Origin of the sequence: Nostoc sp., assembly GCF_036919815.1 — a bacterium.
Taxonomy (GTDB): domain Bacteria; phylum Cyanobacteriota; class Cyanobacteriia; order Cyanobacteriales; family Nostocaceae; genus Nostoc.
This window is the reverse complement of the sequence record NZ_JBALCE010000108.1, coordinates 1-13,265: the sequence shown is the minus strand read 5'-3', so window position 1 is coordinate 13,265 and position 13,265 is coordinate 1. Positions and strand designations below refer to the sequence as shown.

The 13,265-nt window shown below is 40.1% G+C and carries 11 protein-coding genes and 2 pseudogenes; 9 read left to right on the top strand and 4 right to left on the bottom strand.

Features of this window, described 5'->3' with window-relative positions; genetic code table 11:
* Position 1 precedes the first annotated feature (1 nt).
* From V7K15_RS24480 to V7K15_RS24470, 3 genes are all read right to left on the bottom strand, one after another.
* Positions 2–493 carry a hypothetical protein gene (locus V7K15_RS24480; protein ID WP_334909695.1) on the bottom strand — a complete coding sequence of 164 codons (492 nt, stop codon included), beginning with the start codon at positions 491–493 and terminating at the stop codon, positions 2–4.
* Between the two features lie 144 nt (positions 494–637).
* On the bottom strand, positions 638–1,333 hold the full coding sequence (locus tag V7K15_RS24475) for a potassium channel family protein (RefSeq protein ID WP_334909730.1): 696 nt from the start codon (positions 1,331–1,333) through the stop codon (positions 638–640).
* Positions 1,334–1,541: 208 nt separating this feature from the next.
* Positions 1,542–2,876 carry a potassium transporter TrkG gene (locus tag V7K15_RS24470; RefSeq protein WP_334909693.1) on the bottom strand — a complete coding sequence of 445 codons (1,335 nt, stop codon included), beginning with the start codon at positions 2,874–2,876 and terminating at the stop codon, positions 1,542–1,544.
* Positions 2,877–2,989: 113 nt separating this feature from the next.
* Between V7K15_RS24470 and V7K15_RS24465 the strand changes: the two are divergent.
* The 4 genes and pseudogenes from V7K15_RS24465 to V7K15_RS24450 all read left to right on the top strand — a co-directional run.
* A pseudogene (locus V7K15_RS24465) lies at positions 2,990–3,204 on the top strand (methyltransferase domain-containing protein); the annotation flags it as partial.
* 74 nt (positions 3,205–3,278) lie between these two features.
* Positions 3,279–4,634, top strand: coding sequence for a DUF2254 domain-containing protein (locus V7K15_RS24460; RefSeq protein ID WP_334909691.1), 1,356 nt, complete (start codon positions 3,279–3,281; stop codon positions 4,632–4,634).
* Between the two features lie 165 nt (positions 4,635–4,799).
* Positions 4,800–5,522, top strand: coding sequence for a ribbon-helix-helix domain-containing protein (locus V7K15_RS24455; RefSeq protein WP_334909689.1), 723 nt, complete (start codon positions 4,800–4,802; stop codon positions 5,520–5,522).
* A 418-nt stretch (positions 5,523–5,940) separates the two neighbouring features.
* Positions 5,941–6,177 (top strand): hypothetical protein, encoded by a 237-nt coding sequence (locus V7K15_RS24450; RefSeq protein ID WP_334909687.1) that lies wholly within the window; start codon positions 5,941–5,943, stop codon positions 6,175–6,177.
* Between the two features lie 725 nt (positions 6,178–6,902).
* Here V7K15_RS24450 and V7K15_RS24445 read toward each other — a convergent pair.
* A complete protein-coding gene (locus tag V7K15_RS24445) occupies positions 6,903–8,579 on the bottom strand; it encodes a DUF3352 domain-containing protein (RefSeq protein ID WP_334909685.1) in 1,677 nt (558 codons plus the stop codon).
* A gap of 145 nt (positions 8,580–8,724) precedes the next feature.
* Between V7K15_RS24445 and V7K15_RS24440 the strand changes: the two genes are divergently transcribed.
* From V7K15_RS24440 to V7K15_RS24420, 5 genes and pseudogenes are all read left to right on the top strand, one after another.
* Entirely contained in the window at positions 8,725–9,084 is a 360-nt protein-coding gene (locus tag V7K15_RS24440; protein ID WP_334909683.1) for a rhodanese-like domain-containing protein, read from the top strand.
* 422 nt (positions 9,085–9,506) lie between these two features.
* Complete coding sequence (locus V7K15_RS24435; protein ID WP_334909681.1) at positions 9,507–10,679, top strand: HrcA family transcriptional regulator; 1,173 nt, start codon at positions 9,507–9,509, stop codon at positions 10,677–10,679.
* 132 nt (positions 10,680–10,811) lie between these two features.
* Positions 10,812–11,483: a DUF2834 domain-containing protein gene (locus tag V7K15_RS24430; RefSeq protein ID WP_334909679.1), complete on the top strand. Its 672-nt coding sequence runs from the start codon at positions 10,812–10,814 to the stop codon at positions 11,481–11,483.
* 701 nt (positions 11,484–12,184) lie between these two features.
* On the top strand, positions 12,185–12,367 hold the full coding sequence (locus V7K15_RS30090) for a PEP-CTERM sorting domain-containing protein (RefSeq protein WP_442949713.1): 183 nt from the start codon (positions 12,185–12,187) through the stop codon (positions 12,365–12,367).
* A gap of 752 nt (positions 12,368–13,119) precedes the next feature.
* Positions 13,120–13,265: pseudogene (locus V7K15_RS24420) on the top strand (photosystem II q(b) protein); the annotation flags it as partial.

Below are 13,265 nucleotides of genomic sequence, written 5' to 3'. Positions count from 1 at the left end.
TTCACCTCTGCTCCACCATCAGAGTATAATCGTGCTTGACTCCAGGATTAAATGTACCCACCCAAATCCGATAGGTGCCACTTTTCCAGTTGCGATCGGTAACGCTAGCATCTTTACTTTTGCCAGTGTCATCGCCGCAATGAATCGTCGTTTTATCTGGGCCTTGGATCAGTAAAGTGGTGTCGTTGTTGTTGCTATCGACTTGTATTGTTAGCTGCGAAAAGTCCTTTTCCAAAACCATAATATGATCGGGATTGGGATCGGCAAAACCGATACAGGCTTTTTGATCGCGATCGCGGTTAGTTATGGCAGACAATGAGTAAGAACCACCTGTAAATCCCTGCACTGTTCCTTGTGCTGCATTAAAGTTTGTTGACAGTGTGAAAGTACCAAAATTTGCTTGCTCTGCTATTGCAGGGGTAGCTGTGATCGCAGTAAGTATAGCCAACAGCCAGCCGCTTTTAAACTGAAGTCGGGGGCGACAGTATTTCATAGTAGCCCTCCAACAGGCTTTTAAATTAGTAGTGATATATACATATTCTACTGAAAAAAATCCAGTGAAATTTCAGTTACTTGTGGCACATTAAAATGTGGCACAAGTAATGGCTGGGAAAGCATACAGCTAATTGCTAGGCTGTTAAGTTGGCAAGCGATTAATATCTTTATTGCAGCCAACAACCACCATTACTGAACCTTGCTCTAAATACCTAGTGGGTTCAGGATTAATTTCAAATTTACCATCCTGAATGATCGCTAGTAAATTTAAACCAAAACGGTTACGGATTTGAAGTTCGGCGATGGTTTTGCCGTGAAATTGATCAGGTACAATTATTTCTACAATACTATGATCGGGGTCAAGGTCAAATCGGTCTAGTATTGATTGCTTGGTAAGCGATCGCGCTAGGGCACAACCTGCTTCATATTCTGGATAAACAACGTAGTCTGCCCCAACTTTGTGTAACAGCTTACTGTGAATTTCCGAAGAAGCTTTAGCAACAATATAGGGAACACCCGCCTCCTTCAAATTCAGTGTTGTAATAATACTTTCTTGGACATAATTGCCAATAGCCACAACTACCGTCTCAAACTCAAAAATTCCGGCTTGTTTGAGCGCCCCCGGTTCAGTAGAGTCCATCTGTAAAGCATGAGTAGCTAACTTATCATTTAAAATTTGGTTAACACGTTTTTTATCAATGTCAGTCCCCAGTACTTCGTATCCTAAATTGTAGAGTGTACTACATACTGCTCGTCCAAATCGTCCCAAGCCGATAATTGCAAACTGTTGATTATTTCGCTGCAAACCGCGAAAAAAATTTAAAGACGACAAATTCACACTTTCTACCTTTGGTTTCATCAGGCGATAATTTTTTCTAGCAGTTTTTTCTCTGATATTCAACTACTTAAAAGAATATTTACAGAGAAGATATCATTAGTAAAACGCCAACTCGTTTCAAGTTCATGATTACAAATAAAATTGGCTTGGTAGATTTGGAAATACTACCGATTTACTGATGAGGGGAAATGAGTTTGCTGATCTTTAGTTAACCTACTAGCATATTCTCCTCTGGATACTGGATAACACTAGGGCGAGAATCTCCTAGTAAGGCTGACATGAGAATTAAAACTCCAACTCTTCCAATGTACATTATTGTCACTAAAATCAGTTTAGCCGGTGCTGCGATCGCGGCAGTAATATCTGTTGAAAGTCCAACAGTTGCAAAAGCTGATACAACTTCAAATAAAATTTGCATAAAATTCAAAGATGGCTCAAGAATTGCGATTAAAATCGTTGCGCTTACAACAGTTATCAAAGAACCAACTGTAACACCTACTGCTTTCAAAATAGAAGAAATCGGTACTTGGCGCTGATACACCAAAACTTCTTCTTTACCTTGCAAGATTGCCTTGCTGCAACTGGTTAAAATTGTGAGTGTCGTTGTTTTAATGCCACCACCCATACTGCCAGGACTAGCACCAATAAACATCAATACGATGGCAATAAATAACGCCGCAGTACTCATTTTGCTGATATCAATAGTGTTAAAACCACCACTTCTAGTAGTAACAGATAAAAAAAATGCGCCCATCAGTTTACTTGATAAACTTAGAGAGCCAAGAGTTTCTGGATTTTGGAATTCAGTTAGATAAAAAGCAATAGATCCAGTGATTAAAAGGACTAGTGTTGTGCTGGTTACTACTTTAAAATTAAGAGACAGTGTATTTTTGACTGTTTTTCCTCTCAAACGATTGTCTAGCCAAAGATACATTTCTAAAATAACTTGATATCCTAGTCCACCGAAAATAATTAATCCAGTAATTACAATATTTAGCAATATCGATGATTGATATCTAATTAAACTATCATTAAATAAGTTAAAACTAGCATTAGTCCAAGAATTAATGCTATAAAAAATTGCTAGACCTAAACCACTATATCCACCATAATCAGCGACAAAAATAGGTAATAGTAAAAAAGCTCCGATAGTTTTAAAAATTAGTGTAGTGGTAACAATCGAGCGAACTAATTGTAAACTACTCTGGATTTGAGAGTTATCTAAAGCTTGTTGCAAGATAATTTTATCTTGTAAACCAAACTTGCGTCCTAACAACAGCAAAAGAAAGGTTGTAGCTGTCATATATCCCAGTCCTCCAACTTGGACTAGAACTAGAATCATAAATTGACCCCAAAAGGAAAAATAACTACCAACATCCACCACAGATAGACCTGAGACACAAACTGCTGAAGTTGATGTGAATAGTGCCACAATTGGGTCATTCCATGTGCCACTACTACTAGAAAAAGGCATCATCAGCAAGATAGTTCCAAGAGCGATGAGTGCCAGAAATCCTAAACAAATTGTGCGAGAAACAGTCATAAGTAATTTACTTCATTGTGCTAGATATCTCAGCTAAATAGGATATATAAATTCAAGTAAGGGCATTTGTCTTAAATACTGCTTTTTTCATTAATGCAACACTTTAGCAGCAAATTCAGCAATTTTATGATGTATCCTTTGCTCTGTGGGAGCAGATTTGGGGGGAATATATGCACCACAGCTATTATGGGCTAGTTAGTAGCGAAAAAAAGACCGCCGTCAGCCTGAAATTGATTTAATTGCACAATTAGTCAATTGGGCAGGGGTAAAAGCAGTGGAAAATATTCTATACATCGCTTGTGGTATTGGTGGCAATACTGCTCGGTTAAGAATATTCGTAGGTTGGGTTGAGTGATAGCGAAACCCAACAAACCCCGCAAGAACCTACGCAAACTATGACAGATGAAAAACTATAACCGGATTAAACTTCGAGAAACGCTACGCTCTAGCTATTGGTTTGTACCGACACTGATGACGGGTGCAGCGATCGCACTGGCTTTCTTGATGCTAAATTTAGATTTAGCAGGCAAGTCAGAATTAATGGAAATATTCGGCTTGAAGCCTTTCACTGGTGGACTGGAAAGTGGGCTGACTGTGCTTTCAACCATCGCTGGTTCAATGATTACCGTCGCGGGTACTGTTTTCTCCGTCACGCTCGTTGCCCTGACTCTGGCTTCCCAACAGTTTGGCTCACGAGTACTGCGAAATTTTATGCAAGACATGAAATATCAGTTCGTACTCGGCACGTTCCTGGCGACATTTATTTACTCTTTGCTGGTGTTACGGAGTGTTAATGTTGGTAGAGAGCAACCGTTTGTGCCAAAGATTTCAATCACAGTCGCCATCCTGCTGGCGATCGCTAGTATCATTGTCCTAATCTACTTCATCCACCACGCCTCAACCTCGATTCATGCGTGGCACATCATCAGGGAGATTAGTGATGAACTGGAATCTAATATTGATGGGCTATTATCTGAAAACGTTGGAAATCGTCACCCGGAAGACAAGCGGCAATTTATTGAGGAAATCGCAACGGGTTTCAACCAAAAAGCCTATCCAATCCTAGCAACTAGCAACGGTTATATTAGAGCAATTGATTACAACCGCTTGCTTAACATCGCCAAGTCGAAAAACCTTCTGTTGCATTTAAAGCAGCGTCCAGGCAAGTTTATCGTGCGAGGTAGAGAGTTAGTCAGTGTTTCGCCCCCTGAACGTCTAAATCGAAGGCTGACTCAGCAGATCAATTATGCATTCATTTTGGGTAGAGAACGCACTCCGTTTCAGGATGTGGAGTTTTCTACTAAGCAGCTAGTCGAGATTGCTATTCGTGCGATTTCTCCTGCCGTCAATGACCCGTTCACAGCAATTCGGTGTATTGACCAACTTAGTGTAGCGCTGTGCCGTCTAGCTGCAAAAGATTTTCCGTCACCCTATTGCTACGATGACGATCAGAATCTCCGCCTAATTACTAATCAGGTGACGTTTGCAGGACTAGTTGATGATGCCTTTCACCAGATTCGACAGTACGGGCGACAAGATGTGGCTGTCACAATCCGCTTGTTGGAGGCGATCGCCACTATTGCTAAGTACACTGATAACAAAAAGAACCGTGCGGCGTTGCTGCGTCATGCCAACATGATTAGACGCGGCAGCCAAGACTTATTGGAGGAATTGGATCGAGAGGATGTTGAGGCACGATATCAGGCGGTAATGAGGGCGTTGTCGTCAGAAAATGTAGATTCAATACTCGATGTGTGACTTTGATATATTAAGTATTGTTTTATATTTTTCGATTATTGAAAAATATAAATGTTTCCCTGTTTAATACAACAACCGGGATGATGTTCCCCCCGCTTGCTTCGTTCCAATTTAGTAATTGTTTGGTATATTAAGTAAAATAACGGTTTAAAGCAATTTAAAGCTATGAATAACTATACTATTTCACTTTCTGACAGTTTAAATGATTTTATAAAACAGGCAATAGCAGAAGGTGGCTATGTCGATGAAAATGAATATATAACCGAGCTACTAAGGAATCATCGGCTAAAGCGACTACCCAAAAAATTGTCTGATATAGAAAAATTACAGTTATTTAATAGAAAAGCAGAAAGACTAGAGCAATATCAGCTTTGGAAATATATAGAAAATAATCAATCCACTTATAAAGTATCTGGGGGGACAATATCAAATAATCTCCCTGATGATGAGTTGATAGAAGCTCCTTTAATTACATTAAGATTATTTATGCAAGACAAAGACCATATTTCTATTAAAAATATAAGTAATATTTATGATAGCAACCCACAGATAGCCAAGGAATTAAAAGATGCTTTTGTAGAGTCTAGAAATAACTTTAATGATTTCCTTAAGAAAGAATCATTATTTTCAATAGAATCTATAATTGGGATTAATGAGCGTGAACATCATCATACTACGCATTATACAAATAATGAGATTTTAGAAGCTTTGCTTTATGCTGAAATTGCTCACTTTACTCAAATGGAAGATTATCAAAAATTGTATAGCAATCCTTTTAATAAATCATTTAATTTCATCCAAATTATGGTTATTATTAAAAACTTCAAAAGCTTTATTCTCATAGTGAAAAAAATTAACCAGCAAGCAATTCCTTATATGAAACCTTAGCTCTATTTTATCCATTTTTTCGCAACGTGGCAACGTGATCGACTAAGCTGAAACGTCTGTAGGACGGGAGTTTTACTTTTTTAACTTCATCGATAATCTGTGAAGTGGAAAAAGTATTTCCATAAAGCCAGGGTTTTTACCGATAAAGAAAACCGAGTTCTTTATTTTGGATAAAATCGAGCTTAGGGAATGTTTTAAAAGTCCTATTGTCGGTAGTAAAACGTTCTATATCTCCCTAAATCCCCCTTAAAAAAGGCGACTTTGATCCCCGGCTTGCTTCGTTCCAATCTTTAGCATTAAAACTTGAAGCCGTCACACAGTACTTCTCAATTTTTAATCAGTGATTCTACTACTACGCGAAAATTAAAAATGCATTATGATAAATCTAAATTCTAAATAAACTAAACTGCAAGATTCTATGCTAACTACCGAAAGACTTGAAAAGGCTGGATTCTTATGTGTTATTCTAATTTTCAGTGCTTCATTTGTAAAATTAACTTTTATTGCAAATTTATTAATATTTGTGTTCCTTTTTCTATCTATTTTATGGCATATTCAACGATATCAAGAAGAACAAAAATTAGCTAAATGGAAAATTGAATCCGAAAAGAGAAACCAAGAAAGATTGCTTCAAAAACAACATGAAGAAGAGTAACATAAACTAGAACAAGAGGAACGTAAACTAGAAGAGAAAAAGCAAAAGGAAGAAGAGAAAATAGCTGCTAACAGATTATTTGAAGCTCAATCGGCAGAAGCAAGTGCTAGAAGAATATATCAACAGGAAATTAAGAAACAAAATGCCATTGTAGAACTAGAAGTAAATGCTAAAAATTTACTAATAGTTCGCCCTCTAAAAATGAGTAAATTGGATTTTGCTAAAGTTTCAAAAATAGAATTTGTTAGGTTCTCTGAACGGATTTGTCAAGAAGCAAATGACTATTATATAATACAGTCTGATGACGATGGGATCTGGAAAAATCTTTCTTTTAATGCTTTTATATCTTATGTAAGACATAATTACACTAATTATGAGTTTTTATTGTTAGATATCAGGAATCATACTATAGCATACAGTCTTTTGAAACCTAGAGTGAATAAATTGATTATTAGTATACTTACTTTAATAGACATAAATATGTCAGAGCCAGAATCTTTTTTTATTAGAAAGATGAATAAGGAGTCTATAGATTCCTGGAATTGGGATGTTCAGACAAAGGAAAACCTTAAATCAAGATATGCTAAATTTTAGAAAGTGAATGCTAGATTACAAATACCAATACCAATAGCAAATACTATAAAAAATCTACGTAAATATCTTGAAAAAAAGGCAGAAGGTAAAAGAACTTTTTACCTTCTGCACTTTGACTTTCTATGAAAATCTCACGAATTATGAAGTTTGAAGAAAACGCCGCCTTTAAGCGATCGCGCCTCAGTTCCATAACTACTAACTGTGAGCGATCGCAGGTTGTTAAAAAATGGTTTACCTAAAACTTCCACTAGTTTGAGAATCGGTACTTGACGCTCTAACAAATTCTGGCTCTTTCTCCAGTCAAGATATATATAGCCTTGGTTTGGTCGGGGAATTGCCGCGATACTATCTTTGAAATTGGGATTGTCAATTATGGAATTATCCTTAGTTGTGAGAATTTCATCCATAGTTTCTAAGTCAGACGTGAAAATTTCGTAATTTCCTAAAGTTGTATGTAATCCCTGCACTTTTGTTTCAATGCTGAAAGATGCTCCCTCTTTGACATCACTTTTTTTTGTAGCCGTAGTTAACTCTGTCCAAGCGGAGATTTTTTGCTTGTTTATAGTTAAGGGACTGATGCTGAGTCCTTTGGATGAAGCGATCGCATCCAAACGAGCAACGCCTTCTTCTACTCTCTCAGATTTTTCCACTACAAAAATCCAATGGGGGGTTGTTTGCTCTTTTTCAGGTAACAACGCTATGGCATATTCTCCTTGTACCCAGCTAAAAATATCCTCTGGTAAGTTTATCCCCCAGCGTTTTTGAACATCCGCCAAAGGTTTTGCTAATCGAGAAACTACATCTTCCTCAGAACCATATATAGTTGCTGTCGCTTGTCTCCAGAGTTTGGCTAAATCACTGTTAGCCAAATTACTCAAATTTGAGCCAGAAATTGCCAAACCTGCGGATGCTGGAATATACTGCAATGCTCCCACAGGTTTAGATAGTGGTGCAGATGGAGAGACAATTTCCGATGAAGTTAGAAAGGTGGTTTCTGCTAGCAATCCTTTGGGGTTTAACGCCAAGGAGATGATTTGGCTGTTATAAAGTTCTTCTGGTAGCTCTAACCCTTGCCATTTTGCCACAATGGGAAGATTCAAGAAAGCTACAGCTAAACCCCCTTTGAGAAGTTCTTTGGTAGCTTTTTGGTATTCGGGAGAGCTAGTCAAATTCAGATCGGGCGCTTGGACGTTATTGATCGCATCTCGCAGCACTTTCGGATCATTGGCAAACAACACAAAGCCTTCGCCGACAACAGCACCAGCTAGATAATTTTGGATTTTCTCTTCTGTGATTACTTCCTGATTGTCATAAATCAGCTTTACGCCTTTGTATTGTTCAACAGCTAAGTTGGCTCCACCTAATGCCCGTTTGGAAAACAACAACTCAACAAACTCGCGGCTTTTTTCCGGTTGCTTGGTTGCTAGTGCCAATAGATACCCTGGCTGCTGTCCGTTTTCTCCGTCGCGATCAATATCTAAAGTGGTGATAGCTAATGTAATTTCGTCCCCTAACCAGGGTTGAATGTCTTGTTTGTAATCTATGCCACTCTTGGCGAATAAACTGGTTTTGAGTTTAGATAATTCCTCTTCCCGCTCCAACGCCTGCAAACGGTCAGGATTCGCCAAGAATGATACCATTACAGGGGAAAGTTTGGACACGAAGATGGCTGCACTAGCCCCAGAGGTAGAACCAATGAGTTTAGCCGGACTTTTGCCGAAAAACCAGTAAAAGCCAGCGATCGCAATTAGTAGTAGTGCGATCGCACCAGCGACGATAAAACCAATAAATGAACGTTGCTTATTCACATTAAACCTATTAATAAAGACGGTTTACAGCCATTTAAGCAGAAAGCTTGCCAGAATCAATCAGCACTCTTGAGAATGGATGCTCATGCCAAGGCAGAGATTTTCTGTCACCATAAATAGTATTAGGATTGTTTACAGAAACCTCATGACCGGGAACACTTTTAGTCAACCCATGAACCATATTAGTGTAAAAAAACTGGCACAACGTCTATCTTCTAGTGATGTAAGTATTCAGCTAGTAGATGTGCGTGAACCAGAAGAATTGGCGATCGCTAGCATTGAGGGCTTTGTCAACCTACCTTTAAGTCAATTTGCCGAATGGGGAGATAAAGTACCCACTCTCTTCAATGCCCAAGCTGAAACTTTTGTGCTATGTCACCACGGCATCCGCTCTGCCCAAATGTGTCAGTGGTTAATTGCTCAAGGTTTTACAAATGTGCAAAATATTTCCGGTGGTATTGATGCTTACTCCCTATTAGTTGACCCTTCAATTCCCCAATATTAATAATCGATGACTCAGCTGGGACTTACTCTTCCAGCTGGCTTCTGCTATTGTAAAAATAGGACTGGATCAACTTAGGGTTTTCAGGGGAAACTTTACACCTTTTGCTAGTGAGTATATATTCACAGAGCTTTTCGACCCCAATATATCAGCTATTCCGGGAAAATACGTATTCAATAATACTGTTATAAGTTTAAAATGATGCAAAAATACTGTTGTGAGTAAAGGCAGCTTTTGCAGTAAAAGTCTCACTTGTATTTCAAGCGCACTTTCAAAAAATGCTGAACCTAAACTTTAAAAATACTTATCATTAGAGAACTGGATAATTTGGTAACTTAATTAATTATTAATAATCTTTGTTTGCGATCAAATCTAGAAATTTTTTCAGAGTTTGATTAAAATTTGCCTTCAGTAAAACATGCCATATGGAAGTCCAGTTGACAAATCGACAACAGCATATACTTTGGGCAACGATACGTCACTATATTGCTACAGCAGAGCCGGTTGGTTCAAAAGCTTTGGTTGATGAGTACGACCTCGGAGTAAGTTCAGCTACAATTCGCAATGTGATGGGCGTTTTAGAAAAGTCTGGATTACTCTACCAACCACACGCCTCCGCCGGACGAGTACCATCAGACTCAGGCTATCGCATTTATGTTGACCAGCTAATTACACCTTCTCTGCGTTCGCGCAGCGTGTCGCAGACAGACGCAACGCGTAGCTTGCTTCCACGTCCCTTGCGCGTCCCGCAGGGAAATGGTACGGAAACTTTAGGGCGAGAAGTAGAGGTAGCACTGCAAAAGGGTCTCCAATGGGAAGATTGGAGTTTAGAAACCCTACTGCAAGGAGCTGCACAAATTTTAGCAACCTTGAGTGGTTGCATTAGCTTGATTACCATGCCGCAAACCACTACAGCGCTAGTGCGACATCTGCAATTAGTGCAAATAGAAGCGGGAAGAATCATGCTGATTGTGGTGACAGATGGTTATGAGACACATTCCAAATTGATGGATTTGTCGCCAGTACCAGAGGAAAGACAACGCGATTCAGAGGTAATTGATCGCGAGTTGCAGATTGTTTCTAACTTTTTGAATAGCCACTTACGGGGGCGAAGTCTGTTGGAATTAGCCTATCTCGACTGGAGCGAATTAGATCAGGAATTTCAACGCTATGGGGAATTCTTAAAAAATTCTGTTGCCGAATTGACTCGTCGCACTCTTGCGCCGACTGCAACCCAAATTATGGTTCGGGGTGTGTCAGAAGTTTTGCGCCAGCCAGAATTTTCCCAGTTACAGCAAGTACAAACGATTATCCACCTGCTGGAAGAAGAACAAGACCAACTATGGCGATTAATATTTGAGGAACCAGAGTTTGAGGATGTGGGTAAGCCAAAGGTAACGGTTCGCATTGGCGCGGAAAATCCTCTAGAACCGATACGCACCTGCACCTTGATTTCTTCCAACTATCGCCGAGGTTCAATACCAGTAGGAAGTGTGGGAGTTTTGGGCCCAACACGTCTAGATTATGAAAGTGCGATCGCAGTCGTAGCATCTGCTGCTGATTATCTCTCAGAAGCTTTCAGTTATTTCAATCTTTAAATAGAGATTAATCGGATCAGTATGATATTTAGCAAAAAGTCGCTACGGGTTTAGGCAGTCAATAATACAATAGCAAGCAGATAGCCCAATTTGTAGCGGCAAAATCAATAATTAATACTACTTAAATCTTTTATGGTTAGAAAAATTGCCTTTGGACTATTGTGGCTGGGATTCACTGCCTATGCTTTTTTCCTCGCTCCTCCTGAGCAACCCAGTACATTCGAGTTAATTAAAAACCTTTCTATTGGCCAGTGGCAAGGCATTAACGCGTTAATTATAGCACTATTCAACCTCATGGGCATCTGGCCTCTTATATACAGCGCAGTAGTGTTTATTGATGGCAGAGGACAAAAAATACCTGCTTGGCTATTTGCGATCGCCTCTTTCGCAGTTGGTGCTTTTGCCTTGTTACCCTACTTAGCCCTTAGGGAACCAAATAATCAGTTTGTCGGTAAAAAGAATGCCTTGATCAAGCTACTAGATTCTCGTGTGACTGGGGTTGTCTTGACTGTAGCCACGGTTATTCTAGTTGCCTACGGTTTAACAACAGGAGATTGGGACAGTTTTGTGCAACAGTGGCAAACCAACCGCTTCATTAATGTGATGAGTTTAGATTTCTGCCTACTTTGCCTATTATTTCCGGCATTACTAGGGGATGATATGGCGCGTCGCAGTTGGAATCCGCAGTTGTTCTGGTTAATAGCGTTGATACCGCTATTTGGCCCATTGATTTATTTATCTGTGCGTCCACAATTAGAAGAAGTGGGTGTAGAGTTAATACCCAAGCAGCCAGCAGTCAATTGAACAGGACTTACGCAAAAATTGCCAAAAAGCTTAACAAATTCTGGGGGTTTAAGTTGCTTGAGCTTCTAATAAAGTCGCTTGTCTCCTCTGCCGATAACATGACTCAATTGCTTGTGCTATGCCACTATAGGCACGATTCAAACATTTTGCGGATTATTCTCAGGTTAATGGGTCAAAATTCTTCTGTCAATTTGCTGCAACATTTCAAGGTCTTTTTTGATTTGTTGACAACACTCAGTCCTGAGTGCTGAGTTGAGTCAAGTAGAAAAACTACTCAGCAATTATGTACTTGGTATAAGCCCCGCCTGCAAGTGGTGCCACAAGCTCTACTTGGCTTGTAGCCAAGTAGAGCTTGTGGCGTGGCGGAATCTTCTTGACTCAAGAGGTAGGTTGATACCCCACAAGAAAGCGGGTGGTCTTTTAACTCAGCACTCTAAGCCGAGGAACTCAGCACTCTTCATTCTTTGCGATGTCTACGACGGGCTGCGCCAACGCAATGAGTCAAAATTGGCGTTATAAGTATCATCGCAACAGAAAACTGGGATAGGCGACATTACATGAGTACTACAAAAGTTTTTCGGCGCTGAAACACTTATTTTTTAGTTACTAGGACTTACGCAAAATATCTCTCAAACTCTGATTTCCACCGTTCGCGCAGCATCACCCTGACTACTGGCGCAAACATTGAGTGCGGTAGAGCCTTGGCGCAAAATGGTGCAGTAACGCTGGATACCAACAGTGTCTCCAACGTCTGCGATCCGAAGCCACGGGAAGTCCCAGAACCTGACTCATTACTTGGTGTTCTCGGCTCCGGGCTGGTGGGTCTGTTGTTCGCCTTCAAGAAAAGGCTCCTTTCATGCTATGCCACTATAGGCACGATTTAAACATTTCTTGGCTTCATCATTCTCAAGTTGAGGCGTCAAAATCCTTCTCTGAATTTCGTCTAGCATTTCAAGGTCATTTTTGATGGTAGCAAATATGTTAGGCGGGGTCTATCTTAGGAACGTGGATTAAATAAAATGCAAAACTTCATCCTGTCTCTAGCTTCCCTCTCCTTATAAAGGAGAGGGGGGGATCTATAAATGCGTAAGTCCTATTCCTTACAAAGTGGCGCTCCGACGCCAGTTGTCTCGCCTTGGGAGAAGCCGCGCGAACAAGTCGGCAAACCCGCCCAACGCACTGACTCGACTTTGCGCTAAATCCCCGTTACAAAACTTAATTACGTTAGCGTAGCGCTAGCTAGTCCGCGTACCCCTACAGTGGAAGTAAGCTACGCGCAGCCTCTGGTAGAGAAGAATCCGCAGAGTGTGCTTAAGTCCTATTAAAGAATAAAGAAGAATAAAGTGCATAGTCGTAGCCCGCACTTCTCTACGAGACGCTGCGCGTAGCTTGCTTCCACGTTCGCGGAGCGTCTCGTAGAGAAGTGGTACGGCAAGCTCAGTGACCGTCGTAGACATCGCTGTTGTGGGCAAAGTCCCCTTTTTCAAAGGATTGGGGATTTTCTGTTGGGGGTGCGTAAATCCCAAGAGAAAATTTTTTCTGAAAGTACTTTACAAAACGCAATAAATTATTTAAGATGTGTAACAGGTAGCCAAACCTACCTAATTCATTCACAAATAATCGCATTTATAAAACAATGACAACAACCTTACAACGTCGCGAAAGCGCCAACGTATGGGATCGGTTTTGCGAGTGGATCACCAGCACCAACAACCGGATCTACATCGGTTGGTTCGGCGTAATCATGATCCCCACCCTGCTAGCCGCCACCGCCTGTTTCGT